This is a genomic window from Thalassobacillus sp. C254, from assembly GCF_001310615.1.
Window position 1 is genome coordinate 315,666 of the sequence record NZ_BAXQ01000001.1, and the last position, 26,921, is coordinate 342,586.

14 protein-coding genes, 1 tRNA gene, 9 pseudogenes and 1 other annotated feature are annotated in these 26,921 nt (G+C 42.1%); of the genes and pseudogenes, 2 read left to right on the forward strand and 22 right to left on the reverse strand.

The annotated features are described in order from the left end of the window. Positions 1-84: 84 nt before the first annotated feature. Both JCM19033_RS01830 and hemA read right to left on the reverse strand, forming a co-directional pair. On the reverse strand, positions 85-915 hold the full coding sequence (locus JCM19033_RS01830; protein WP_054635071.1) for an inner membrane protein YpjD: 831 nt from the start codon (positions 913-915) through the stop codon (positions 85-87). 18 nt (positions 916-933) lie between these two features. After that, positions 934-2,322, reverse strand: coding sequence for a glutamyl-tRNA reductase (gene hemA, locus JCM19033_RS01835; protein WP_054635072.1), 1,389 nt, complete (start codon positions 2,320-2,322; stop codon positions 934-936). 384 nt (positions 2,323-2,706) lie between these two features. Between hemA and JCM19033_RS01840 the strand changes: the two genes are divergently transcribed. Further along, positions 2,707-2,976 (forward strand): LiaI-LiaF-like domain-containing protein, encoded by a 270-nt coding sequence (locus JCM19033_RS01840; protein ID WP_054635073.1) that lies wholly within the window; start codon positions 2,707-2,709, stop codon positions 2,974-2,976. Beyond that, positions 2,955-3,200, forward strand: coding sequence for a hypothetical protein (locus JCM19033_RS01845; protein WP_157049700.1), 246 nt, complete (start codon positions 2,955-2,957; stop codon positions 3,198-3,200). The genes JCM19033_RS01840 and JCM19033_RS01845 overlap by 22 nt, the downstream gene beginning before the upstream one ends. Positions 3,201-3,367: 167 nt before the next feature. Here the strand turns inward: JCM19033_RS01845 and yihA are convergent, their stop codons facing one another. From yihA to rph, 20 genes and pseudogenes are all read right to left on the reverse strand, one after another. Further along, a complete protein-coding gene (yihA, locus tag JCM19033_RS01850) occupies positions 3,368-3,961 on the reverse strand; it encodes a ribosome biogenesis GTP-binding protein YihA/YsxC (RefSeq protein WP_054635075.1) in 594 nt (197 codons plus the stop codon). After that, a pseudogene (lon, locus tag JCM19033_RS01855) lies at positions 3,936-6,278 on the reverse strand (endopeptidase La). The gene yihA and the pseudogene lon overlap by 26 nt, the downstream one beginning before the upstream one ends. Before the next feature lie 355 nt (positions 6,279-6,633). Beyond that, positions 6,634-8,306: pseudogene (gene lonB, locus JCM19033_RS01860) on the reverse strand (ATP-dependent protease LonB). A gap of 179 nt (positions 8,307-8,485) precedes the next feature. After that, entirely contained in the window at positions 8,486-9,757 is a 1,272-nt protein-coding gene (gene clpX / locus JCM19033_RS01865) for an ATP-dependent protease ATP-binding subunit ClpX (RefSeq protein ID WP_054635076.1), read from the reverse strand. A 705-nt stretch (positions 9,758-10,462) separates the two neighbouring features. Further along, positions 10,463-11,691 (reverse strand): annotated as a pseudogene (gene tig, locus JCM19033_RS01875) (trigger factor). A gap of 157 nt (positions 11,692-11,848) precedes the next feature. Further along, positions 11,849-12,883, reverse strand: a complete 1,035-nt coding sequence (locus JCM19033_RS01880; protein ID WP_054635078.1) for a M48 family metallopeptidase — start codon at positions 12,881-12,883, stop codon at positions 11,849-11,851. A 190-nt stretch (positions 12,884-13,073) separates the two neighbouring features. Further along, a complete protein-coding gene (gene leuD / locus JCM19033_RS01885; protein ID WP_054635079.1) occupies positions 13,074-13,661 on the reverse strand; it encodes a 3-isopropylmalate dehydratase small subunit in 588 nt (195 codons plus the stop codon). Positions 13,662-13,683: 22 nt separating this feature from the next. Beyond that, positions 13,684-15,093: a 3-isopropylmalate dehydratase large subunit gene (gene leuC / locus JCM19033_RS01890; RefSeq protein WP_054635080.1), complete on the reverse strand. Its 1,410-nt coding sequence runs from the start codon at positions 15,091-15,093 to the stop codon at positions 13,684-13,686. A gap of 35 nt (positions 15,094-15,128) precedes the next feature. Continuing rightward, positions 15,129-16,228, reverse strand: a pseudogene (gene leuB / locus JCM19033_RS01895) (3-isopropylmalate dehydrogenase). Positions 16,229-16,258: 30 nt separating this feature from the next. Continuing rightward, positions 16,259-17,804 (reverse strand): annotated as a pseudogene (locus JCM19033_RS01900) (2-isopropylmalate synthase). Next, positions 17,791-18,812, reverse strand: a pseudogene (ilvC, locus tag JCM19033_RS01905) (ketol-acid reductoisomerase). Before ilvC ends, JCM19033_RS01900 begins: the two co-directional pseudogenes overlap by 14 nt. A 33-nt stretch (positions 18,813-18,845) precedes the next feature. After that, positions 18,846-19,367, reverse strand: coding sequence for an acetolactate synthase small subunit (ilvN, locus tag JCM19033_RS01910; protein ID WP_054635081.1), 522 nt, complete (start codon positions 19,365-19,367; stop codon positions 18,846-18,848). Then, a complete protein-coding gene (gene ilvB, locus JCM19033_RS01915; RefSeq protein WP_054635082.1) occupies positions 19,364-21,091 on the reverse strand; it encodes an acetolactate synthase large subunit in 1,728 nt (575 codons plus the stop codon). The genes ilvN and ilvB overlap by 4 nt, the downstream gene beginning before the upstream one ends. Positions 21,092-21,231: 140 nt before the next feature. Beyond that, positions 21,232-21,501, reverse strand: a binding site (T-box leader). Between the two features lie 7 nt (positions 21,502-21,508). After that, positions 21,509-23,175, reverse strand: a pseudogene (gene ilvD, locus JCM19033_RS01920) (dihydroxy-acid dehydratase). Positions 23,176-23,204: 29 nt separating this feature from the next. Further along, positions 23,205-23,609 (reverse strand): aminotransferase class IV, encoded by a 405-nt coding sequence (locus JCM19033_RS24870; RefSeq protein ID WP_269757929.1) that lies wholly within the window; start codon positions 23,607-23,609, stop codon positions 23,205-23,207. Between the two features lie 204 nt (positions 23,610-23,813). Next, positions 23,814-24,107 carry an aminotransferase class IV gene (locus JCM19033_RS24875; RefSeq protein ID WP_269757911.1) on the reverse strand — a complete coding sequence of 98 codons (294 nt, stop codon included), beginning with the start codon at positions 24,105-24,107 and terminating at the stop codon, positions 23,814-23,816. Between the two features lie 724 nt (positions 24,108-24,831). Continuing rightward, positions 24,832-24,908: transfer RNA gene (locus tag JCM19033_RS01930), tRNA-Arg, on the reverse strand. Positions 24,909-25,018: 110 nt separating this feature from the next. Continuing rightward, a pseudogene (locus JCM19033_RS01935) lies at positions 25,019-25,506 on the reverse strand (metallophosphoesterase family protein). 31 nt (positions 25,507-25,537) lie between these two features. Next, positions 25,538-26,127 (reverse strand): annotated as a pseudogene (locus JCM19033_RS01940) (XTP/dITP diphosphatase). Next, positions 26,096-26,893: a ribonuclease PH gene (gene rph / locus JCM19033_RS01945; RefSeq protein WP_054635083.1), complete on the reverse strand. Its 798-nt coding sequence runs from the start codon at positions 26,891-26,893 to the stop codon at positions 26,096-26,098. Before rph ends, JCM19033_RS01940 begins: the two are co-directional and overlap by 32 nt. Positions 26,894-26,921 lie beyond the last annotated feature (28 nt).

Consider the following 26,921-nt stretch of genomic DNA (forward strand, 5'->3'; position numbering starts at 1 on the left):
AGTATGACCTGGCCTGCTTTCCCTTTTTCTAGAGGATGGACATAGAAAGGTGCTTTTATAACTGGAAAAATGATGAGTGCTGTACTATTCATCCCATAGGTGAAACTCTGTTAACTGCCCAAACAAGAAATAATTGATTAACACAACCAGAAAACCTGCCACATTAAGATAAGCCATTGAATAGCCTCTCTGGTGCTTTACCACCCATAAGTATAAATAGATCCCATACAGGATTAAGATAGCGATAGAACCTAATACCTTGGCATCTAGAATAGGCAATGCGTTTAGTTGCGTGGATGCCCAAACGAAACCAAGAATTAACCCAATAAGGAGAAAGGGAAAACCAAAAGTCGTCATCACAAATGTGAGTCTTTCCATTTTCGGCAGGTTTTCCATTCTCAATAACCTTTTTCCCCACTGTTTTTGCTTAAGAAGCTGATGCTGAAACATATACAAAACCGAGAATACAAAAGCCAGCGTAAAAGCGGCATAGGAAAGAAGGATAAAGGACACATGAATAACCAAAAGCTCAGATATTAACAAGTCTGTTAACTGGTCTGGCACGTCCCCGCTTGGGGCAAACAAACTAAAGGACATAATTATAAAACCAACTACATTTGTAAAAAACACTAGAAAATCCACCCGAAAAGACCAGTTAATAATGAGTGACAGGGTGACAAGAAGCCACGCATAAAAAAACAGCCCCTCAAAAGGGGTAATAACAGGCAGACGATCATATTGGACAGCTCTAATAATAAAAAACAGTGTTTGCAATATCCATACGATAGAAAGCAACCAGAAGGCGATTTTATTCACCTTCCGGTTGCTCTGTAGAAAATCAAGAAAATACCCGAGAACACTTAAACTATATAATACGATGGTTACAACATAAATCACATTTGCTGTAGCAACCACTAGCAGAAAACCCCTCTCCTAAGAGCGGACGATTACATCTTTCGCATAAGTATATGGAAGCAGTTTCTTTTTCTTTGTCCATTTCTTTTCTGCCTCTTCAACTTTGGCTTGACCCTTCTCGGCTTCTCGTGCCGTTTCCACTTCATTTTCAAGAGCAAAAATCTCTGTAAAAAGGGCCAAAGATTCTTCAGCGTCCGGTTCGCCAGCCAGCTCTTTTACTCTGGTAATAGGATCACGAAGCATTTGATTGATAATACTCTTTGTATGTTTGCGAAGGACCTTCTTATCCCGCTCAGACAATTCAGGCAGCTTTCGTTCAATGCTTTCCATTGTTTCAGCCTGAATGCTTAGAGCTTTTGTACGAAGCGCTGAAATGATAGGAACAACTCCAAGGGTTTGAACCCATTCTTTGAAAATTCCTATTTCATCCTCAATCATTTCTTCAATCTTAGCGGCTTCCTTCTTTCGTTCAGCAAGATTGGCCTGAACAATGTCCTGCAAGTCATCAATATCATAAAGAAAGACACTGTCAATCTGAGATAAGGCCGGATCAAGGTCCCGGGGGACAGCTATGTCTACCATAAACAGCGGACGCCCTTTTCTCTGCTTCTGGATGCTTTGAAGAAGGGGCTTAGTAATTACATATTCTTCTGCACCAGTAGAGGAAATTAAGATGTCTGCTGTCGCCAGACAGGATTTCAGATTATCCATGCTTTCAGCTTGTCCTAAAAACTTTTCAGCTAATTCTGCAGCCTTTGCATACGTGCGGTTCACTACGGTAACCTGTTCAGCACCATTTGCATGCAAATGCTTTGCTGTCAGCTCACTCATTTTCCCTGCACCTAATATCAAAACCTGCTTTCCTTGAAAATCACCAAAAATTTTCTTTCCAAGCTCAACAGCTGCATAACTAACAGAAACAGGATTGTCGTTAATCTCTGTTTCGCGGTGCGCCCTTTTTGCAAACGTAACTGCTTGTTTAAACAGTTCATTAAAGACCGTGCCTGTCGCCTGCTGTTCCTGAGCCATTGAAAAGCTGTCTTTCACTTGTCCGAGAATCTGGGTTTCTCCAAGAATCATTGAGTCCAATCCTGTAACTACACGGAACAAATGTTGAATAGCCGCATCGTTTTCCCGAATGTTTACATAAGGACCGAACTCTTCCACAGGAAGATCAAACCACTGAGACATAAATTTCTTAGTAAAATGACGTCCAGTATGCAGCTGATCTACTACTGTATAAATTTCAGTTCGGTTACATGTAGAAACAATCGTACACTCCAGCACACTCTTCATGTCTCGTAATGCTTGAAGAGCCTCCGGCAGCTCATTTTCCTGAAAAGAAAATTGTTCACGTATCTCTACAGGGGTTGTTTTGTAATCTAATCCAGCAACGAGGATATGCATTGGTTGTTCCACCCCCACAAAATATAGCACGATGTGAAATACCTTTGATCCACATCATTATAACTTACCCTTTATATAGGTTCTGCCTGAACAGAACTCCACATTCAATTTACCAACAAATTAAGCAGCTCTTTTACTCTTCGACAATTATAACATGTCCTAGTCAGAACACAAAAAAATAAATTGTGAACAGAAGCTGAATGCTTATGTTACTATGAGAAACAGGAAGATGAACTGTGCGGCTCTGCTTTTTCATCCTTATTTTCATAGGTACTGCAGCACGTTTTTATTCGTTCATACATACAAAGAGCTATATTTTTCATCTACTACTACTACACTCTTCTTACTCTCTTCAATATCACAATACGACAGGAGGAGACATTTATGAGCAAAAAAGGAACCTTTCCTGGAGTCCTTTTAATAGGAACTGCACTATTGTTTATTATGGATGAGTTTCAATTACCTTTTTCAGATCAGCTTATGCAATGGCCTACCGTTTTATTGATTATTGGGCTGGCTTTTTTATGTCAAGGCCTGGTTTCAAATGACAACAATATATTTCCAGGAAGTGTTCTCATTCTTCTTGCTCTTCATTTTCATGCTTTATCATTTATTGATGCGTGGCCGGACTATTGGGGAATGTACCTCTTTTAATTGGTGTGGCCTTTGTTTTTACATATATGAAAACAAGAAAAGAAGGGCTGGCAGCTGGTACAGTCTTTATTCTACTTGGTGCTGGCGCTTTTTTCGCTGACGAGCTTTTTCGTTTGGCAGGTACTGAGCTCGCAGGAACCTTTCAAACATTTTGGCCGTTTCTCCTTCTGATACTTGGCATGTACTTTATATTTTTCCATAATAAAAAAGCAAAAAGCAGATAAAAAATTCCCGTTAAAAGCGGAGTTACTGTTAAAGATATAGCGTCTTGCTGCCTTTTCTTTCTTCCGAGAACAGAGTGGGGAGGGGTCCTGCTTTTACGAATGCAGAGTAGGTATTCCAAACCCTTTCTCTATGCAAAAGACAAGAAGCCATCTGGCTTCTTGTCTTTTTACTTTTCGATTAACCTGTAAAGCTCTTTCCATACTTCTTCTTTTCCCTGTGCAGTTTCTGCAGAAAACAAAATCACTTTATCCTCTGGTTCAACTTCCAATGTTTCTTTTACTTGCTTAACATGTTTTTGGATTTTTGATTTTGGCACTTTGTCAGCCTTTGTAGCCACAACAAGCACCGGTATTTCAAAATGCTTTAAATAGTCATACATTTGCTGATCATCGCCTGTAGGTTTATGACGAATGTCCACAAGGAGTACTACTCCTCTAAGTTCTTCCCTGGTCTGCATATACAGTTCAATCATCTTACCCCAGGCAGCCCGTTCACCCTTCCCTACTTTGGCAAAGCCATAACCAGGAACATCAACGAACAGTAATCTGTCATTTATATTAAAGAAATTAAGAGTTCTTGTTTTCCCTGGGGTAGAAGATGTCCTGGCAAGATTTTTTCTATTTAGTACTTTATTAATAAAAGATGACTTACCCACATTTGATCGGCCTGCTAAAGCAATTTCCGGCAGCCCTGTATTTGGGTATTGTTCAGGCTTGACTGCACTAGTTACAATTTCAGCTTTTGTTACTTTTACTCTCATTTCCCTCTCCCACTAACGCATACTTTAATACCTCGTCTAGATGTGAAACCGATATAAACTCCAATCCGTTTCGTACACTCTTTGGAATGTCTTCCAAATCTTTTTCATTATCCTTTGGTAAAAGAATTGTCTTCAGGCCTGCCCGATGTGCACTCATCGCCTTTTCTTTTAACCCACCGATAGGAAGCACTCTGCCGCGTAATGTAATTTCCCCGGTCATGCCCACTTCTTTTCTTACCTTTTTGCCGGTTAGGGCAGAAATTAAAGCGGTAGCCATTGTAATCCCTGCAGACGGACCATCTTTAGGAGTTGCTCCTTCCGGAACATGGATGTGAATATCAAGATTTTCATGGAAACCTGGGTCAATCTGAAGTTCATCGGATTTGGAGCGAATGTAGCTGAAAGCAGCCTGGGCAGATTCCTTCATCACATCCCCAAGTTTCCCTGTTAACGTCAATTCACCTTTTCCTTTGGCAAGGGACACTTCAATCGATAACGTATTTCCTCCTGCAGAGGTATACGCCAGCCCTGTGGCAGCACCCACCTGGTCTTCCTCTTCCGCTTTTCCATATCGGTATTGGGCTTCCCAAGCATTTCTTCTACTGTATTCTCAGTGACAACCACTTTCTTCTTTTCACCCGACACGATGATCTTAGCTGCTTTCCTGCATACTGTGGCAAGCTGTCTTTCCAGGCTTCGGACACCAGCCTCACGAGTATAATAACGAATAACCTTTAATAACGCTTCATCCTTAACCTGAATCGTGCCCTTGGTCAAACCATGTTCCTTTACTTGTTTAGGCAGAAGGTATTCTTTTGCAATCATTTGCTTTTCAACCTCTGTATACCCCGCAATCGTGATGATTTCCATTCGGTCAAGCAGAGGTTCAGGGATTGTTCCCACATTGTTTGCAGTGGTAATAAACATCACTTTAGATAAGTCAAAAGGCTCTTCAATAAAGTGATCAGCAAAAGAATTATTTTGCTCCGGATCTAACACTTCAAGCATGGCAGAAGCAGGGTCTCCCCGAAAATCATTGGCCATTTTATCAATTTCATCGAGTAAAAAACAGGGTTAACCGTTCCGGCTTTTTTCATTCCTTGTATAATACGCCCAGGCATAGCCCCCACGTACGTGCGACGATGACCGCGAATTTCTGCCTCATCTCTTACCCCGCCAAGTGAAATCCGGACAAATTCTCTTTCTAAGGAACGTGCAATAGACCTGGCAAGAGAGGTCTTACCAACCCCTGGAGGACCTGCAAGACAAAGAATCGGACCTTTCAGTTCTTTTGTCAGTTGCTGGACCGCCAGATACTCAAGCACTCTTTCTTTTACTTTATCAAGTCCATAGTGGTCAGTATCAAGAATGTTTTGGGCGTGATTAACATCAAGTCTGTCAGTCGTTTCACTTTTCCATGGAAGATTAAGAAGCCAGTCGATGTAGTTGCGAATGACAGAGCTTTCTGCTGACGTTCCAGGCATCTTCTCATATCTGTCTAACTCTCTCAGTGCCTTTTCCTCTACATTTTCAGGCATGTCGGCAGCTCGATCTTTTCCCTTAACTCTTCTACTTCCCCGCCTTTTCCTTCTTTATCACCCAATTCTTTTTGGATGGCTTTCATTTGTTCTCTTAAATAGTATTCCTTTTGAGTCTTTTCCATGGACTTTTTAACTCTTTGCCCAATTTTCTTTTCAAGTCCCAGCACTTCTTTTTCACTGTTTAAAATATCAATGATTTTCATCAGACGATCAGATACAGGCACAGTCTCAAGGAGCTCCTGCTTTTCCGAGACCTTTAAAGGCAGATGGGAGGCCACTATATCCGCCATCCGTCCCGGCTCACCGATATCCTGTACGGAAGCCAATGTTTCACTGGAGACTTTCTTTGACATCTTTACGTATTGCTCAAATTGTTGAAGAACCGTCCGCATTAAAGCTTTCTCTTCTGTATCCTCCTCTTCTGTTACATTGAGGACTTTCATTTCAACTTCAAAGTATTCTTCATTATCAAGGAATCTCTCGATTTGCGCTCTCTGCAAACCTTCCACCAGCACTCTGATTGTCCCATTAGGAAGCTTTAGCATTTGTTTGACTTTCGCAAGAGTCCCTACGTGGTATATATCTTTTATATCCGGTTCATCGATGGAAAGATCAGTTTGTGTCGTTAATAAAATTTCGTTGTCATCCACCATTGCCTGCTCCAACGCTTGAACGGACTTATCTCGTCCTACATCTAAATGCATGACCATGGTCGGAAAAACAAGCAGGCCGCGAAGCGGAAGCAGTGGTATGATTCTTTTATTTTGTTCACTCAATTTCTGCACCCCCAAGTATCCTAACAATTTGTAAGCAGAAAATACCCTCTTTATTTAGTCTGGGGTTAAAAAAAAGAATAGGTTCTGCTATAAGAGATAAAAGCTCTTCAACAGGAGAAAAAGCTTTCTTCTTCGCCTCGTATTTCTCTATTTTCTTATTGTTATGCCTGATTATATTGAAAACCGGCAGCTAAAAGTTTCTGAAATATAGGCATGTACCTATGTATAAAAAGCCCGCTTACCATGAAAAAGAACAGCATTGCGGGCATTTTTAATTTACCGCTTACAAGGTCTTTATTAATTTTATCTTACTGAATCTGCCTTTGTCTATCTAGAGCCTGTCCTTAAAGCTGTCCTATATGCCGATGGGAGAAAAAGATCCCGTTGCCGGCACTACGGCTTCCTCTTCATTTTTCTCTCTCACTTCTTCTACTAGTGCAAGCTTCATGACTTCATTAAGGCTAGCGACAGGTATCACATTGAGGTTATCATGGCGGTGCAGGACAGTTTGATCATTCTCTTTCGGAATAATCACAGTATCAGCACCAGCTTTAAGGGCAGCTTCTACCTTAGGCACAACGCCGCCAACAGGCTTCACGGATCCCATAATCCCGATTTCACCAGTCATTGCAATTGTATTTTTCACTTTTAACCCTTTTATCGCAGAATAAATGGCAATTGCCATTGCCACACCTGCTGACGGACCATCAACGGGTGTCCCTCCTGGAAAATTAATATGAATATCGTAATCCTGCACAGGAACATGAAGCGACCGCAATACGGTTAATACATTTTCAACAGAACTTTTGGCCATGCTTTTTCTGCGGATGGAACGGATTTGTGTCCCGGAATTCTCTTCCTCCGCAATCCCTGTAACAGTAATATCTCCTTTGCCTTCTACTTTTCTGGCCGTTGCTTCAATCTCTAGCAGCATTCCCATACCCGAACCATACACCGCAAGTCCATTTACATACCCCACAGCAGGTGCTCATGAATTTTCCGTTCAGGTCTCGGGGTTAGTCTGCTGGAATGGACAACCCATTCTATGTCACTTGCTGTTATAATCTTTCGGTTATCTCCGGAAGCAAGGCCAGAGGCAATTTGGATTGTATTGACTGCTTCCCGGCCGTTTTGTGCATATTTAGCAACAAGTTCCAGGGCTTTCTCTTCAATGTCAATTCCCATTTTCTCTGAAGCCTTTTTGGCAATGACCTGCATTTCATCTGGCTGAAGAGCTCGAAAAAAGATTTCTAAACAGCGTGAGCGAATGGCCGGCGGGATTTCTTCCGGGTTTCTCGTCGTTGCCCCACAAGGCGAAAGTCAGCCGGAAGGCCATTTTGAAAAATATCATGTATGTGGCGGGGGATTTGTTGATTTTCTTCATTATAATAAGCACTTTCAAGAAAAACCTTTCTATCTTCCAGTACTTTTAACAGTTTATTCAATTGGATGGAATGCAATTCGCCAATTTCATCAATAAAAAGCATTCCTCCATGGGCTTTCGTCACGGCTCCCTGCTTGGCTGGGGAATCCCCGCCTGTCCCATCGCTCCCGCTCCTTGGTAAATAGGATCATGTACTGAACCAATTAACGGGTCAGCGATACCTCTTTCATCAAAGCGTGCAGTAGTACCGTCCACCTCTACAAACACTGCTTCTTTTGAAAAAGGAGAGTGCGTATTTTTTTTGCTTCTTCAAGCACCACTCTGGCTGCAGCTGTTTTCCCCACGCCTGGCGGTCCATACACAATAACATGCTGAGGGTTAGGGCCGCACAGGGCTGCTTTTAAAGCTCTAACCCCTTCTTCCTGTCCGATAATTTCATCAAAGTTTCCTGGCCTGACTTTTTCAGACAAAGGCTCGCTTAGCTTTACCGATCTTAGCTTACGTAGTTGATCCATTTCTTTCCGAGACTCTCTGTCAATAGAGACTCGTTGTGTTCTTTGATTTTTTAGCAGGTTCCAAAAATACAGGCCGATGATGATTCCAAAAACGAGTTGGATCAACAAAGCCACAGCCGTAAAATTCATGGCAGATCCTCCTTCATGATCTAGTCTCAGTCCCTGTTAGTATTGCTTGAGGTCCTGCAATTCATTCAAAGGGATACCAGAGATGATAAAAAGGAATGGGATCTGCTGTATGTATTAAGAAAAGGATATTAATAATAAAAAAACAAAACACCCCGGAAGCCCGGGGTATTCCTATGTGATTACGCACTTTCCTTTGGTGACTTTAACGTTACTTCTTCGCCTTCTTTTGTTTTCAGTATTGGAGTTCCTTCGCCCGTGACACATTCCGCTGTGATCGTGCATGTAGCAATTTCCTCTTTTGAAGGAAGATCATACATGACATCAAGCATGATGCCTTCAATAATAGATCGTAGGCCACGCGCTCCAGTTTTCCTTTCAATTGCTTTACGTGCAATTTCTTTAAGAGCTTCCTCTGAGAATTCAAGTTCTACTTCATCAAGCTCGAGGAGCTTTTGATATTGTTTAACTAACGCATTTTTTGGCTTGGTAAGAATTTCAACGAGTGCTTCCTCATCAAGCTGCTCAAGACTTGAAATAACTGGAAGCCTTCCGATGAACTCTGGGATTAAACCGTAACGAAGCAAGTCTTCCGGAAGTATTCTGCTCAAATACTCGTCTTTTTCAAGGTCTGCTTTTTCAGACTCTGATCCAAATCCAATCACTTGCTTGCCAAGACGTTGTTTAATGATCTGATCTATTCCGTCAAAGGCTCCACCACAAATAAAGAGAACATTACTCGTGTCAATTTGAATAAATTCCTGATGAGGGTGCTTTCTTCCCCCTTGAGGCGGAACACTTGCTGTTGTGCCTTCAAGAATCTTTAATAGTGCCTGCTGTACACCCTCACCGGAAACATCTCTAGTAATAGAGGGATTTTCTGATTTTCTGGCTACTTTGTCTATTTCGTCAATGTAGATAATGCCTTTTTCCGCTTTTTCCACGTCATAGTCAGCTGCCTGGATTAGCTTAAGAAGAATGTTTTCAACATCCTCCCCTACATAACCGGCTTCGGTTAAAGAAGTGGCGTCAGCGATGGCAAACGGTACATTTAAAATTCTTGCCAACGTTTGAGCTAGCAAAGTTTTCCCGCTTCCGGTAGGCCCAATCATACAAATATTACTCTTAGCAAGCTCAACGTCTTCCGATGTTTTGGCCCCGGAATTTACCCGCTTATAGTGATTATAAACCGCAACAGACAAAGATTTCTTAGCTCTTTCTTGCCCGATTACGTAATCATCCAGGATCTCGTTTATTTCGTATGGTTTTGGAATTTCTTCAAACTCCACTTCCTCTTCAGTGCCTAATTCTTCTTCTACAATTTCCGTGCAAAGCTCGATACACTCATCGCATATATATACACCAGGACCTGCTACTAGCTTCCGAACCTGATCTTGTGTTTTTCCGCAAAAAGAACATTTCAGCTGTCCTTTTTCTTCATTGAATTTAAACATTCTTGTCACCCCTTACTTATATATTGTACACGAGAATCCTATCTCTAGTACAAGGAAAAAGCATTGAAAATTCTTTGGTCTGTGCAAGTATTTAAGAAGAAGAAAGAGTCCTTTCTCTATCTAAGCGGGACAATCTATTCTCTTTATAGCCTTACGCTACGAAGTCAAAAAGATTCTTCATTTCGTTATCTTCCCTTCACAGACTTCATGTAGCTGAAAGACCGCACGCTGGAAGATGATGTTCCTGAATTGTATCACACATACAAGCTGATTAGAAACATTATACCTAAAGGGTTCTTTTTTCCTCTTTTTCCTGCTTTTCAACCTTTTCAAACCAAAAGGGAACTCATATGTAAATCTGCATGCTTTAAGCCAACCATTGAAAGTGTTAGCCTCATTTCTATGTATTATACCTTTATCATGTAAGATAAACTTCATATTTCTTTACATTCAATAAGAACCGCCAATTTCCTCTTTTTATACAGGAAAAAAAGAAATATTATGTGCAAAAAGTATAAATGTTATGAATTTATACTTTTTGCCTCTGTTTTTTTAGAAGAAGAAACAAGGCACGTTAGTCCGTGCCTTGTTAATGCTTTTATCTATTAAATTACGCCTCTTCACTCTCAGCTTCTTCTTTCTTTTCTACAACCTTGCTGTTTTCTACAAGGAGGTCAATGGCTTTTTGCACTTTAAGATCACCTTTTAACGCGTCATCTCCGCCTTGCATAGCAAGAAGATTTTAATTTCATCTTTTGAGCGCTGGTACGTTTCAGCCATTTTTTCAAGCTCTTTATCCACATCTTCATCAGATACTTCAATGTTCTCTGCTTCAGCGATTGCTTCAAGAGTAAGGTTCATTTTCACACGCTTTTCTGCTTCTTCCTTAAATTGCTCTTTCATGCCTTCTTCGTCTGTTCCAGAGACTGATAGTACATATCCATTGACATTCCCTGTGCCTGGAGACGCTGGCTGAACTCCTGCATCATACGGTCTGTTTCCGTGTCGATCATTGCATCCGGAATATCAATTGTCGCATTTTCTGCTGCTTTTTCTACAACCGTATCACGTTCGTGATGCTCTTTGGCATGCTCTTTATCATGCTTCAGACGTTTTTCAATATCTTGTTTTAATTCTTCAAGACTTTCAACTTCTTCATTTACGTCTTTGGCAAACTCATCATCAAGTTCTGGCAGCTCTTTACGCTTGATGTCATGAATTTTCACTTTAAAGGTAGCTGCTTTGCCTGCAAGATCTTCAGAATGGTACTCTTCAGGGAAGTTTACCTCAACATCTTTTTCTTCGCCTGCTTTAAGTCCGACAAGCTGCTCCTCAAAACCAGGAATGAATTGACCAGAACCAATTTCCAGAGAATAGTTTTCAGCTTGTCCGCCTTCGAACGCTTCACCATCCACAAAGCCTTCAAAATCAAAGACAGCTGTGTCGCCTTCTTGAATCTCGCCATCTTCCACAACAACAAGTTCAGCATGCTTTTCCTGAAGCTGTTTCAGTTCATTTTCAAGATCTTCGTCAGCCACAGAAATATCAAATTCTTCGACTTCAAGACCTTTGTATTCACCCAATTCAACTTCCGGTTTTACCGTAACCGTTGCTTTGAATGTAAGGTTTTTTCCTTTTTCCATTTCATCGATATCAATTTCAGGGCGATCCACAGGCTCAATTCCTGTTTCTTCGACAGCCTCTGAATAGGCTTGCGGAAGAAGAATATCCAACGCATCCTGATACAAAGATTCAACACCGAATCTTTGTTCGAAGATCCCGCGTGGAACCTTTCCTTTACGGAATCCAGGTACGTTAACTTGCTTACGTACTTTTTTTAAACGCTTGGTCCAGGCTTCATCGACTTTTGCCGCATCTACATCAACGGTTAGTATCCCCTGGTTTCCTTCTAACTTTTCCCAATTTGAACTCATTTATACTTTCCCTCCAAGTTTCATAGGTTGATTCTCAACTATACGCTTCTTTTACAACCACTACATTATAACATAATAACCTTTCATTTCAATGATAAATGGGTCTGTGGCAAGGACAGGTAAAATATTCATATGTTTGTGGTTCATTGAAATACTACTAAGTAAGAAACTCTTCCGTATTTAACTGTTGCAGCTCCTCTTTTAACTTTTGACAGCGACTCTCATTCGTTTCATATAAACGTGCGATCTCCTGAACGTCTGGCTCCTGCCCAAAATGTGTTGCAGCTTCATGGTGAATAGCCGCCGCCCAGCCTCCTGCTTCCCTTGGTTCTAGTGAAAAAGGATAATAATGCAGGGAAATTTGCTTTAAAAGGTGATGAGCTGTATTAAATAATGAAGGATCACTTTGACCCAGGTGTTCATCTAAAAGTGAAAAAATTGAAGGAACGGGTTCGATTTCCTCAAAGGAAGGCAGCTTTTCAGGAACGACAGTTATTCCCACTTCTTTTTTCACTACCGTCACTTCTTTTGATACTCCCCGGTCTTTTAAGAGAAGTAATATGAAGCTCTTAATGACAGGGAATGTCTTCTCAGATTTCATTACTTGCTCAAAGTCTCTCAATTCTATGGAGGACTTTTCTCCTTTTAAAAGAGACAATGCTTGCCACTGCTGCTCAAATGAGCCACTTGTTAATAAATGTAAAGCTGTATCTGCAGCCTCACTGCTCATTTGCAGTTCTTCTTCATCTTCTACAAGTGTCTGACTTTGTTCATCAGCCTCTATCATAGATTTGGATAAAGCCATCATTTCAAAAAACGGCTCAGCTAAATGAGCGGGAAATCTCGTTTCACTTTGGACGGCTTCAAGAGTGCTGACTACCTTTTTGTATTCTCCCAGTTGCGCTAAAATGGATATATAAACTTGAAGCACCTCAAAATATTCTCCCTTTGCCTCCTGGAGCATTGTCTCTGCTAAACGTTTTCCTTCTTTTAAGTCTCCAGCATCTGCGTATGCTAAAAGAAGGCCATACGAAGCTTGCTCATTATCGGGGTCATGGGCCAAAGCTTCTTGAAACATTTCAACCCCTTCTTTTGGGTTGCCCTTTTTTAAATGATCCAGCCCACGTTCAACTAACGTGTTAGCAGCCCCCGGAAATTGAATGATCTTTCCCTTTTCATTTTCCTGTCCCATACTATAGGCCTCCTGCCAGCATTTCCTCATTGTATCGCTAGTGTAGCAACTTATGTATATAAAAACAAACCAATAGTGTACATTTAGATTTTTTCTATAACTTGTCTTTATATTATGGTTCAGTATGTGAAAAGCACAAGTGTGTTACCAGAGAAAAGAGGCAGCCGCTATGGATGCCTCTTTCTTAGTGTTATGCTTGAACTTTTTCTTCATATGCTGAAATATCTTCACCATATTGGAGAGTTAGACTGATTTCGTCCCAGCCTTTTAACAGCATTTCTTTCCAGTAAGAGTCAACTTCAAAACTAGTTTCATACCCGCTTTGATCTTTAACCGTTTGATTTTTCAGGTCTACAGTTATTTCATTTTGCTCAGCCTTACTGTTTTCCATGAGAGTATATACTGTCTCTTCAGGCAAACGAATGGGAAGGATACCATTTTTAAAGCAATTATTGTAAAAAATGTCTGCAAAACTAGGTGAAATAATAACCTTAAATCCATAGTCCTGCAGCGCCCATGGTGCATGCTCTCTTGAGGAGCCGCAGCCAAAATTATGATCAGCAATCAGGATACTTGCTCCTTTTGCTTCTGGCTTATTCAGTTCAAAATCTTCATTGTCTGTGCCGTCAGCATTAAAGCGCCAGTCAAAAAACAGGTATTGACCAAAACCGGTACGCTCTACTCTTTTTAAAAATTGCTTGGGGATAATCTGGTCTGTATCCACATTTACTCTGTTTAGTACTGCCGGTTTTCCAGTATGAACAATAATCGGTTCCATGCTTCCACCTTCTTTGTATATATTAAACTGGTGTATTTTCCAACGTTCTTACATCAACAAACTTTCCAGTAACAGCTGCTCCGGCAGCCATTGCAGGGCTGACTAAGTGGGTACGTGCTCCTTTTCCTTGGCGCCCCTCAAAATTTCTGTTAGAGGTAGAAGCACAACGTTCTCCTTCAGGAACAAAATCAGGGTTCATGCTTAGACACATACTGCATCCTGACTCGCGCCATTCAAACCCGGCTTCTGTAAAAATTTGATCCAAGCCCTCAGCTTCAGCTGCTTTCTTAACATTCTGGGAGCCCGGTACAACGATAGCTCTGACTCCATCTGCAACCTTGCGTCCCTTCGCTACTTTTGCAGCTGCTCTTATATCACTGAGACGAGAGTTTGTACAGGAACCAATGAACACATGCTGAATTTCGATATCCGTTACCTTAGTGCCTGGTTTTAAATCCATGTATTCCAAAGACTGCTGAATTGCTTTCTTTTCAACACCCTCGGCTTGCTCAGGATCCGGCACTTGTCCGTTAACTCCGATGCCCTGGGAAGGATTAGTTCCCCACGTAACCATAGGCTCGATTTCCTCACTGTTGATTTCTAATACTGCGTCATACGCAGCTCCTTCATCAGTGGCAAGGTCTTTCCACTCCGCTACTTTCTTCTCAAACTCTTCTCCACTTGGCACTTTCTCTCTGCCTTCCAAGTAATCAAAAGTTACCTGGTCCGGACTGATTAATCCTGCTTTTGCACCCGCTTCAATTGACATGTTACAGATGGTCATTCGTTCTTCCATCGTTAATCCTTTGATCGCTTCGCCGGTATACTCTACGACATGTCCTGTGCCGAAATCGACACCGAATTTAGCAATGACGGCAAGAATAATATCTTTAGCAGTAACCCCATCTTCAAGTCGGCCATTGACCCGGACTTCCATCGTTTTTGGTTTAGACTGCCATAACGTTTGAGTAGCCAGGACGTGCTCCACTTCACTTGTGCCTATGCCAAATGCCAAAGCTCCAAACGCTCCATGAGTAGATGTATGACTATCACCACAAACGATTGTTTTACCAGGATGCGTCAGGCCCAGTTCGGGCCCGATCACGTGAACGATTCCATTATTCGGGCTATTTAAATCAGCAATTTCAATGCCGAATTCTTCACAGTTTGCTGACAGAGTTTCCATTTGTTTTTTGGCAATCGCATCTGTGATATTTAACCGGTCCGTGGTAGGAACGTTATGATCCATCGTTGCAAATGTTAAATCCGGACGGCGAACCTTTCTCTCAGCCAGACGAAGTCCTTCAAAAGCCTGGGGAGATGTTACCTCATGAACCAAGTGTAAGTCTATATACAAAAGATCCGGCTTTCCCTCTTCCGCTTTGACAGTATGACGGTCCCAGATCTTTTCTATAATAGTTTTTGGTGCCATTATGTTCCCCTCTCTTTCCTTCCAATTATCACTGATTATGAACTTGGCGCTGCTTTGACCTGCTTGCGCAGAAGATCAATTACTTTTTCAGTCATTTCTTCTGTGTTTAATACTTTATCTTCCGGCTTTGCGATGTCTCCGGTACGATGTCCCTGAGTCAGCACTTCAGCTAGAGCAGCGTCAAGAGCTTCTGCTTCTTCTACCATATTAAAAGAATACTTTAACATCATTGCTGTTGAAGCAATGGTTGCTAACGGATTAGCTTTTTTCTCTCCCGCGATATCAGGAGCTGAGCCATGTACTGGTTCATAGAGGCCAGGACCTCCGCTTCCAATGCTTGCCGATGGAAGCATTCCTAAAGAACCGGTCAGCATGGATGCTTCATCACTTAAAATGTCACCGAACATATTTTCTGTTACTACAACATCAAATTGCTTCGGATCTCTGATAAGCTGCATAGCTGCGTTATCCACAAGCATATGCTCAATTTCAATCTCCGGATAATCCTTGCTGACTTCCTCAGCTACTTCTCTCCACAGCCTGCTCGTTTCCAGGACATTTGCTTTGTCAACAGAAGTCACTTTCTTTCTTCTTACTTTGCTAAGTCAAAAGCACGACGTACAATTCTTTCAATCTCTGAACGCTTATAAGAAAGAGTATCTACTGCTGCTTCCTCGCCGTCTTCCTGACGACGTTCTTTTGGATCTCCAAAATAAAGTCCTCCTGTAAGTTCACGCACGATCATTAGATCTACTCCATCTACCACTTCTTTACGAAGCGTAGAAGAATCAGTTAGACTTTCATGACCAGTAACAGGACGAAGGTTTGCAAAAAGATTCAAGGCCTTTCTCAAGCCTAATAATCCTGTTTCAGGACGCATATCACCTGGAAGAGTATCCCACTTCGGCCCCCCTACAGCGCCCAAAAGTACTCCGTCACTTTCCTTACATGCATTGACTGTCTGTTCAGGGAGAGGAGTATTTTCTTGATCTATAGCAACTCCCCCAATTTTTTCGTAATTATAATCAAATTTGTGGCCATATAAAGCCGCCACTTCATCAAGCACTTTAATAGCTCCCTCTACTACTTCCGGGCCTATTCCATCCCCGGGAAGGACAGTAATACGTTTATTCATGTACATTCTCCCCTTATTGGTTTGGCTCTGTTAAATTTGAACTTTTTCAGCTTTTTGTTCTTCTCCGCTCTTACGGTTTAAAATCCGGTTTACCGCATTGATATACGCTTTAGCTGACGCTTCTAACACATCATGGGCTGTGCCTCTTCCCGTAGACTCAATCCCTTGAAATTCAACCTTTACAAACACTTCAGCTAACGCATCTCGGCCCCCGCTGATCGATTGAATCCGGTAGTCTGTTAAGGTAACCTCTTGCCCGATAATCCGCTCTAGAGTGTTGTAAACAGCTTCTACACTACCAGAACCTGTTGCAGCCTCCTGGATCACTTCGTGGTTAGGATTTCTCATGGTTATCGTAGCCGTTGGTATATTGTTCGTCCCGTAATTAACCTGAAGTTTCCACCTCAAAATACTTAACAGCCGCTCCAACCTTTTCATCAGTCATAAGCGCGAAGATATCCTCATCAGTGACTTCCTTTTTCTTATCTGCCAGCTCTTTAAAGGATTTAAAGACTTTGTTTATCTCTTCATCAGAAGCTGTGTACCCTAGGTCCCTGACTTTTTCTTTAAAGGCATGACGTCCGGAAAGCTTTCCAAGAACCATTCGGTTTGCGTTTACACCGACAAGCTCAGGAGTGATAATTTCATAAGTTGTCTTCTCTTTCAACACGCCGTCTTGATGAATGCCAGATTCGTGAGCAAACGCATTGTCTCCCACAACGGCCTTATTATTAGGGACTACCATGCCAGTTAATTTACTTACCAGGCTGCTGGTTTTCTTGATTTCATGTAGCGTTAACCCCGTGGTAGCCTGATAGAAATCATTTCTGATTTTCAATGCTACTGCAATTTCTTCCAGGGAAGCATTGCCCGCACGTTCACCTATTCCATTAATGGTGCACTCTACTTGCTCAGCCCCGCCTTCAATCGCAGCAAGTGAATTCGCAACAGCCATTCCAAGATCATCATGACAGTGCGCTGACAGCTTAGCTTTGTCACTATTAGGAACATTAGTCTTAATATAGCTGAACATGTTCTTTATTTCTTCTGGAGTGATGTATCCTACAGTATCAGGAAGATTAATAACCTCCGCTCCTGCGTCAATGACTTTTTCTATAATTCTGACAAGGAAGTCTAAATCAGATCGGCAAGCATCTTCCGCTGACCATTGTACATGAGGAAACCTCTTTTTAGCGTACGTAACAGCTTCTACTGCCTGCTCGATGACTTGGTCAGGAGTCATTTGCAGTTTATGAGTCATATGAATGGGCGAAGTGGCTATAAATACATGCAGTCTTGGTTCAGCCCCTCCTTTTAACGCTTCCCACGACACATCGATATCTTTTTTCAAAGAACGAGATAAACCCGTTACAGAGCTTCCTTTTACCTGATCAGCTATCGCTTTTACTGACCTGAAATCTCCTTGGGAGGAGGCAGGAAATCCTGCCTCAATAATATCAACACCGAGCCGCTCTAACTGCTTGGCAATTTCCATTTTTTCTTCAAAGTTTAAATTAACTCCCGGAGACTGTTCTCCATCGCGAAGTGTCGTATCAAAGACGTTAATTTTTTGCACTTCCTACCACTCCTTTAGATCGTCCTTTAACAAATGGCATCATTTCACGCAACTCACGACCCACTTCTTCGATAAGGTGCTTGTTTTCTCTATCATTTGTTGCATTAAACTCTGGGCGGTTAGCCTGGTTTTCAAGGATCCAGCCTTTAGCAAATTTTCCGGTTTGAATGTCAGAAAGAATCCCGCGCATAGCATCTTTTGTATCCTCTGTAACAACACGTGGACCTGCCTGGAAATCACCCATTGTGCTGTATCAGAAATGGAATAACGCATTCCTTCAAGGCCGCCTTCGTACATAAGATCAACAATTAGTTTTAATTCATGTAAGCACTCAAAGTAAGCAACCTCAGGCTGATATCCTGCTTCTACTAAAGTTTCAAAACCAGCTTTCACTAATGCGGAAGTACCACCGCAAAGTACTGCCTGCTCACCAAACAAATCTGTTTCTGTTTCCTCTTGGAATGTAGTTTCAAGGATTCCAGCTCTTCCGCCGCCGATTTGCTTTGCATAAGCAAGAGCCAAGTCTTTTGCATTTCCTGTTGCATCCTGGTATACAGCAATAAGTGCCGGCACGCCAGCTCCATCTTCAAATGTACGTCTTACAATGTGCCCCGGACCTTTTGGAGCGACCATAAATACGTCAACATTTTCCGGAGGAACAACCTGGTTAAAGTGAATATTGAATCCGTGTGCAAATACAAGAGACTTACCTTCAGTTAATTCTGGCTCGATTTCATTTTTGTATGTGGTTGGCTGATATTCGTCTGGAAGAAGCACCATAATTACATCAGCTTTGGCTGCAGCTTCACGCACGGTAAGTACTTCAAATCCATCTTCTTCTGCTTTATCCCATGATTTTCCTGGACGAAGACCGATGACTACGTTTACTCCACTTTCGCGAAGGTTTTGGGAATGAGCATGGCCCTGAGAACCATATCCTACTACTGCAACTGTCTTGTCTTGTAATACTGCCTCGTTAATATCTCCATTGTAAAATACCTTTGCCATAATAAATCTCTCCCTTTTTTTTATATAATTTAGTTAATTGATGATAGAATACCTTGAACCCTCAAAAACACTTTTCTTAGTGCCTCGTTTGAAGGCGGTAATCCCAGTTCTTGCTAGCTCTTTAATTCCATAAGGCTTTAACAAATCAATAAGAGCTTCCACCTTTTGGTGGTCTCCTGTCACCTGAATCGTGACACTTTCTCTGCCAACATCAATAATTGAAGCTCTAAATGGAGCAGCAAGGGATGCTAGTTCCCCCCGGTGCTGGGGAGAAGCAACCACCTTAATTAATGCCAGCTCTCTTGCAACAATTGCTTCGTCGGAAATGTCACGGACTTTTAGTACGTCCACCTGCTTATTAAGCTGTTTGATCACTTGGTCAAGAGACCGGTGATCATCAACATTTACCACAAATGTCATCCTTGAAATAGATGGATTCTCAGTGATTCCTACAGTGATACTCTCTATGTTAAAATGCCTTCTGGCAAAAAGCCCGGTAATTCGGTTTAACACACCAGATGTGTTGTTAACAGTAGCTATGATTGTTCTTTTCATGGTTTGATCCCCTCCATTTCGTGATGCCCTTTTCCTGGGGCGATCATAGGATAGACATTTTCATCCTTCTTCACTCGGAAGTCCAACAGCATCGGACCATCGTATGCCATTGCTTCACGAAGCACCTCTTTTACCTCACTTGGATCATCAACCTTCTGAGCTTTAATGCTGTAAGCCTCTGCTAGTTTGACAAAGTCAGGCTGGATTGGAAACAGAGAATTTGAGTAGCGTTCTTCATAGAAGAGCTGCTGCCATTGTCTGACCATTCCAAGAGATGCATTGTTAACCAGGATTATCTTCACAGGGAGGTTAAGCTCCTGAAGGATAGAAAGTTCCTGGGCTGTCATCTGGAAGCCCGCATCCCCCAGCACGGATACCACTGGAGTCTCCGGTTCAGCAAATTGTGCGCCGATGGCTGATGGGAAGCCAAATCCCATAGTGCCTAAACCTCCGGAAGTCACCCAACGGTTTGGCTTATTGAATTTATAATACTGCGCAGCCCACATTTGATGCTGGCCCACATCAGTCGTAACAATGGCTTCTCCCTCAGTAACCTCATATACCAATTCCATTAATTCCTGAGGCTTAATAATCCCCTCTTCTTTTTCGTACCAGAGAGGATATTCCTGACACCAGGATTTCACCTCTTTCTTCCACTCATCGCATTGAGAAGGCTTGCCATTAGCTTGAATCATCATTTCCAGTGCCTTTTTCGCATCTCCAACAACAGGGATCTGGGTATCGATATTTTTTCCGATTTCAGCGGGATCAATATCGATATGCGCCACTTTCGCTTCTGGAGCAAAATGAGCCAGGCTGCCTGTTAGACGATCGTCAAATCGAGCTCCCACATTAATCAAAAGGTCACATTTATGAAGAGCCATGTTTGCGGCATACATTCCGTGCATACCCGCCATTCCTAGAAAGAGTTCATGATCTCCAGGAAAGGCTCCCAATCCCAACAGAGTACTGACCACTGGAATCTGCTGCTGGTCAACATAGGAGAAAAGCTCTGAAGAAGCATGGGCATGGAGGATGCCTGCTCCTGTTAAAATAACCGGTCGCTTAGCTTCCGTCACAGCATCTGTCAGCTTTTTGATTTGAATCTTATTCGGCACCACAGTCGGCTGGTAGCCTGGAAGCTCAAGCTTTTGATCATAGTCAAACAAACCACTATCTACAGATACATCCTTAGGCAAGTCAATGAGGACTGGTCCAGGTCTACCCGTAGTCGCAATGTGAAAGGCTTCCTTAATCACACGAGGCAGTTCCTTAATACTGCGCACTTGGTAGTTGTGCTTTGTAATCGGCATGGTAACACCGATCATATCAGCTTCTTGGAAAGCATCCGTACCGATAACAGAAGTTGCAACCTGTCCTGTAATGACAACAAGAGGCAGTGAATCAATCATTGCATCCGCGATGCCAGTTACTACGTTCGTTGCCCCGGGCCCAGAGGTAACAACACATACACCAGGCTTCCCAGACACTCTGGCATAACCTTCAGCTGCATGAATGGCGCCCTGCTCATGCCGTGCCAAAATATGGCGAATGCCTGTGCGGTAAATTTCATCATACGTTGGGAGAATTGCTCCTCCCGGATACCCAAAAATTACATCAACATTTTCCTTAGCCAGTGCACGGATAAGCATACTTGACCCTGTGATTTCTTGGTTTTCTTCTTCCATTCGCATTTCTTTTTTCTCCTCTGCTTTCGTACTCATGATTGCCTCCTCCTTATATGTGGTTTTCTGACATTCTACTCCAGGAAGTATGACTATTTATCTGCATTTTTCACTTCTAACTGCGCTTATCAAGGCATGAAAAAAACCTTCTCTCCCCTATAAAAGCCGAAACAATCGACTAAAGGGGTGAAAAGGTCTCCTTTCCACGGTACCACCCTTCTTCACAGCACACAGATATTGCACTGCCTCAGCGGCGACGAAATCATCGTCGTCTCTTTTTGATAACGAGTAAGAGAACTTATGTCACTTACTCGGCCGGTATTACTTGTCGCCTTTCATACCGACACTCAGAGGTGAGTTCACTATTGAAGGAAGCACCGTATCTCAGCATCCACGGCTCTCTGTTGGTTCCTTTTTCAATAGCTACTTTTCCTCTTCTGCGTGTTTTTTATGAAATTAGTACTTCATTACTCCGCCAGTGTTAGCAGAAGTAACTAATTTAGAATAACGGGCAAGATACCCTTTTTTCACTTTTGGTTCCGGCTCCGACCATCCTTCCATTCTCTCAGCAAGTTCTTCGTCTGATAGATCTACATGTAATCCTCGATCAGGAAGGTCGATTGTTATTTTGTCCCCACTTTCGATAAATGCAATGGGTCCTCCTTCAGCAGCTTCCGGCGAAATATGGCCAATTGATATGCCCCGCGATGCTCCTGAAAAGCGTCCATCGGTTAACAAAGCAACCTTTGTTCCTAGCCCCCGTCCGCTTATAGAGGAAGTCGGTGTAAGCATTTCTGGCATTCCCGGCCCGCCTTTAGGTCCTTCATAGCGAATGACCACTACGTGCCCTTCTTTAACGGTCCCATTGTTAATGCCTTCAATTGCTTCGTCCTGGGATTCGAAAACAATGGCTTCCCCTTCAAACCTTTTAATAGAAGGATCAACAGCTCCAACCTTTATTACTGCCCCATCAGGAGCAAGGTTTCCGTATAAGATGGAAAGACCGCCCACAGGGCTGTATTCATTGCCTTTGCGCCTTATCACGTCATCATTCAGAATTTCTGCATCTTTTACGTTTTCGTAAATGCTTTTTCCTGTGATTGTGATCCTGTCAGGATGTATAGCTCCATCAATTTGTGCCAGCTCTTTAATAATCGCTGATACTCCCCCTGCTTTATGGACATCATCCATGGAATAATCAGAAGCAGGACTAATTTTACTTAAATAAGGGACTCTCTCTGCGACCTCGTTAATTCGTCGGAGATCATAGTCGATTTCTGCTTCATTTGCGATGGCCAGGGTATGAAGTACTGTATTAGTTGACCCGCCCATTGCCATATCAAGAGCAAACGCATCATCAATCGTTTCTTTTGTAACGATATCTCTTGGACGAATATCCTTTTTAATCAACTCTACCAAATGCTTAGCTGCATCCTTGATCAACTGATGCCTTTCTTCAGATGTGGCTACCAGTGTGCCGTTTCCAGGAAGTGCCAAGCCTAGCATCTCCATTAACGAGTTCATAGAGTTAGCTGTGAACATTCCTGAGCAAGAACCGCAAGTAGGACAGGCAGACTGCTCAATTTCGAGAAGCTCTTCCCTTGTCATTTTGCCTGACCCTACAGCTCCAACTCCTTCAAAGACAGAAACAAGAGAAAGGGATTTTCCTTCTTTTGTTCTTCCGGCCTCCATTGGCCCACCAGAGACAAAAACGGAAGGGACATTGGTTCTTACTGAAGCCATAAGCATTCCCGGCGTGATTTTGTCACAGTTAGGAATAAAGAACACTCCGTCAAACCAATGGGCATTAATCACTGTTTCTGCTGCATCACAGATAATCTCTCTGCTGGGTAGAGAATATCTCATCCCTATGTGCCCATTGCTATTCCATCATCCACTCCAATGGTATTGAATTCAAATGGGATAGCTCCCGCTTCACGGATTGCTTCCTTCGCCACTTCAGCAAATTTATTTAAGTGCATATGTCCTGGAATGATATCTATATAAGAATTACAAACACCGATAAACGGCTTATCCATATCCTCTTCTGTTACCCCTGTAGCTCTAAGCAGGCTCCGGTGAGGAGCGCGGTCAATCCCTTTTTTTATCATGTCGCTTCGCATCTTTATCTCTCCCACTGCATCTCTCTCTGCTATCCTACTTCTACTTCTGATTCTTTAGAGTATACTTTGACTCCGTCTTCTACGACTTTTTGACGGAAAGCTTTCAGTAAACGCTGTGTCTCTGGACCAGGTTTTCCCTCTCCAATTTCACGGCCGTCGACTTTTACAACCGCAATGACTTCAGCAGCTGTCCCTGTTAAAAATACTTCATCGGCTGTGTAGACATCATGTCTGGTAAATGGCTCTTCTTTTACTTCGTAGCCCATATCTAGAGCAAGGTCCACAATTGCGTTTCTTGTAATTCCTTCTAGTGCCCCGATGTATCCTGGAGGAGTTAACAATACGCCTTTTCTCAAAATAAAGACATTGTCTGCGGAACCTTCTGCTACATACCCTTCATTGTTCAGCATTAATGCTTCACTTACTCCTGCCAGACTGCTTCTATCTTAACTAATATATTATTTAAATAGTTTAGAGATTTCACTTTTGGGCTCAATACATCCGGTCGGTTTCTCCGAGTAGCCACTGTGACGATTTCAAGCCCTCTTTCATATAATTCTTTAGGATATATGGCAAGCTCTTCAGCTATTACAATCAGCTGCGGCTTTGCACAGGTAGTTGGATCTAACCCCAGGTTCCTACTCCACGAGAGACCACCAGGCGTATATATGCATCCCGCAATGCATTTTTTTGAGGGTTTGAACAATAATGTCTGTTAATTCATCCATTGTGTATGGAATATTCAGCATAATTGATTTAGCTGAATTGAAGAGACGCTCTAAATGCTCTTCTAGTTTGTAGACATTCCCATGATATACGCGTATCCCTTCAAACACTCCATCTCCATAAAGAAAGCCGTGATCATAAACAGAGATCTTAGCATCTTCCTTTTTTACAAACTCTCCGTTTAAATAGATCCATTGTTCACCCACTCTAATCACCCCTGATGTCTGCTTAAATATTCGAAAAAATCTAGCTAATAATAGGTTCACAAATTATATCATTATTGCCCTTTTGTTCTCCTGCAGAGGGCAATTGTTCTTCTCTTGACTACAAAATGTGTTTGACGTTTATAATACGCCCATTAGGGGAAGTGGTCAACCACTTTTAAAAATTATCCGACGATTCAAATTATATAATTTCTTATGATAACGCTTTCAGTATTATTGTTAAAGGGTTCAATGTCTTCATATTTTTATATTCATTAATTGAATGTTGTGTAAAAAGAAAAAAGACTTTCCTGGTTGTAAGGTCATGAAAAACATAGAGGGAGGAGAAGGGATATAATATCAATATAGTTTTATGAAACGAGACCATACAGACTCTGGGGTAAATGCTTACTAAGTCGCATGTAAAGCATGAAATGAAAAATAAAGGCTTTGTTACCTTTTATTGTTGGTTTTCCCTTTCACGAAAGGTATAAATACAAAAGCATTAACAATTCACGACATTCGCATTCACGGTATCTTCTATGCCACGGGCATTGTTTCAGCTTCCAGCCTCTTCTTCCGCTAATGCTATTTCCGAAGGCGTCTCGGGATTTTATTTATAATCAAATGACTTTTAAAAATTAACAATCACCTTTATTAGAGCCAAAACTAAAAAAGCCTTCCTTGTTGTGTAAGGAAGGCTAGAATATTATGTAAGCAATATAAGTGGCGTCCCAGGAGAGATTCGAACTCCCGACCGACGGCTTAGAAGGCCGTTGCTCTATCCTGCTGAGCTACTGGGACATGAAAATAAGCAAGAACTCATCGGCGACATATATTAATATAACTCATCAGCCGCTAACAGTCAAGGGGGAAATAAAGGAGAAATAAAAAAATCTCCTTTTCCCTTTGAACTAAAATTTTCTGGATAATTCCGTTATTTCTTTTCCGCTTCCCTGCTCATAGAAAGAAACCGATAAAACCTTATTATTCTCAGCTTCTACGATAGCATATGAAGCGACTGGATAGCCGCGAGGCAAAAGCAGGCTGCCTGGATTTACATAAACGACTCCATTCTCCTCAAGTACACCTGCTTGATGCGAATGGCCAAAAAAGCAACGTTTGCTCCTGCTTCTTCGGCCCGGTAAGTCAAAGAAGCAAGACTCATTTTGATGTTATATAAATGGCCATGAGCTACAAGAACCGTCAGATCCCCTAATTGTTCAACTCGTTCCTCAGGAAAATCCCCTATGTCACAATTCCCCTTTACAGCCAGCACTCCTTTAAGTTCAGGAGCGTCCGTCGACAATTCAGAATCACCGCAATGAATCACATGCTCCACTTCCTGATGGCGCATCTTTACCTCTGTTACTTCTTTTTTGACCCCATGGCTGTCACTCATTACTAGCAGCTTCACACATAACCCTCACTTTTTAAAGAATATCTTTCCATCTTTTTTGCAATTTTTCTAACGCTCGTTTCCGGTGACTGATTCTGTTTTTCTCTTCAGGAGCAGCTCTGCCATCGTCTTGCCCAGCTCTGGCACGTAAAAGATTGGATCGTATCCAAATCCTTTGTCCCCTTGCTTTTTTTCAGTGATTACACCGTTAACTATACCTTCTACAACCAGAGTCTCCTTGCCAGGCACCGCTACAGCAATGGTACTAACAAAGCGGGCACTTCTTTGGTTAACCGGAACGTATTTCAATTCCTGCAGAACCTTTTCCATGTTTTTTTCGTCACTTTTCTCTTCACCTGCATACCTTGCAGAATAGACACCAGGCCTGCCCTGTAATGCATCTATTTCCAATCCGGAATCATCTGCCACTGCAGGGGAATTAAAAGCTTGTGCTGCAGCCTCTGCTTTGATCTTAGCATTTTCAGCAAAGGTTTCTCCTGTTTCGGGTATATCTTCAAATTCCACGTCTAACAATGAAGTCACTTTTATATTTTCCCCTTCAAGCATTTCTTCCAGTTCTTTAATCTTTCCCTTATTTTTTGAAGCTAGAATGATCTTTTTCATCCGTTGATTCCTCATTCTTTGTTTTCGTGTTAATTAACGCAGAAGCATCTCCAATTGCTTCTCTTTGGATAAGAAATAATTCCTTTATCCCTTTTTCACCAAGCTCCAGCAGGTGATTAAGCTGCGCTCTGGAGAATGTAGCTTCCTCTCCTGTACCTTGAAGCTCTACAAATTCACCATTACCGGTCATTACGATATTCATATCTACGTCCGCAGCGGAATCCTCTTCATAGCATAAGTCTAGCAACTCGCCTCTTTCAGGGTCAACTCCTACAGAAACAGCAGCTAAATATTCCTTTACAGGAAGCTCTTTCAGTTTGCCATTATCCACGTGACCTTTCAGTGCAAGGACCATTGCAACAAATGCTCCGGTGATTGATGCCGTTCTTGTACCACCATCTGCCTGAATTACATCACAGTCTACCCAGACCGTTCTTTCTCCAAGCTTGCTAAGTTCCACTACAGAACGAAGAGCCCGTCCAATTAACCTTTGGATTTCCATTGTTCTTCCTGTAAGCTTGCCTTTTGCTGCTTCTCGTATGTTTCTTTGTTCCGTAGCCCTTGGAAGCATGGAATACTCAGCGGTTACCCAGCCTTTCCCTTCTCCTCTCATAAATGGAGGCACCCGTTCCTCAATACTGGCTGTACAGATAACTTTCGTATCTCCAATCGTTATAAGCACGGAACCTTCCGGGTGTTTTAAAAAGTCATTATCTATTGTTACAGGTCGTAACTGGTTTGTTTCTCTGCCGTCTATCCTTGTCATCTTGTTTGCCTCCTCGTCTTCAAGTATC

Bases quoted from the DNA above. Each gene is read 5' to 3' on its own strand.
- hemA (WP_054635072.1), bottom strand. From the start codon at position 2,322: ATGCATATCCTCGTTGCTGGATTAGATTACAAAACAACCCCTGTAGAG.
- JCM19033_RS01840 (WP_054635073.1), top strand. From the start codon at position 2,707: ATGAGCAAAAAAGGAACCTTTCCTGGAGTCCTTTTAATAGGAACTGCA.
- yihA (WP_054635075.1), bottom strand. From the start codon at position 3,961: ATGAGAGTAAAAGTAACAAAAGCTGAAATTGTAACTAGTGCAGTCAAG.
- clpX (WP_054635076.1), bottom strand. From the start codon at position 9,757: ATGTTTAAATTCAATGAAGAAAAAGGACAGCTGAAATGTTCTTTTTGC.
- JCM19033_RS01880 (WP_054635078.1), bottom strand. From the start codon at position 12,883: ATGGGACAGGAAAATGAAAAGGGAAAGATCATTCAATTTCCGGGGGCT.
- leuD (WP_054635079.1), bottom strand. From the start codon at position 13,661: ATGGAACCGATTATTGTTCATACTGGAAAACCGGCAGTACTAAACAGA.
- leuC (WP_054635080.1), bottom strand. From the start codon at position 15,093: ATGGCACCAAAAACTATTATAGAAAAGATCTGGGACCGTCATACTGTC.
- ilvN (WP_054635081.1), bottom strand. From the start codon at position 19,367: ATGAAAAGAACAATCATAGCTACTGTTAACAACACATCTGGTGTGTTA.
- ilvB (WP_054635082.1), bottom strand. From the start codon at position 21,091: ATGAGTACGAAAGCAGAGGAGAAAAAAGAAATGCGAATGGAAGAAGAA.
- rph (WP_054635083.1), bottom strand. From the start codon at position 26,893: ATGACAAGGATAGACGGCAGAGAAACAAACCAGTTACGACCTGTAACA.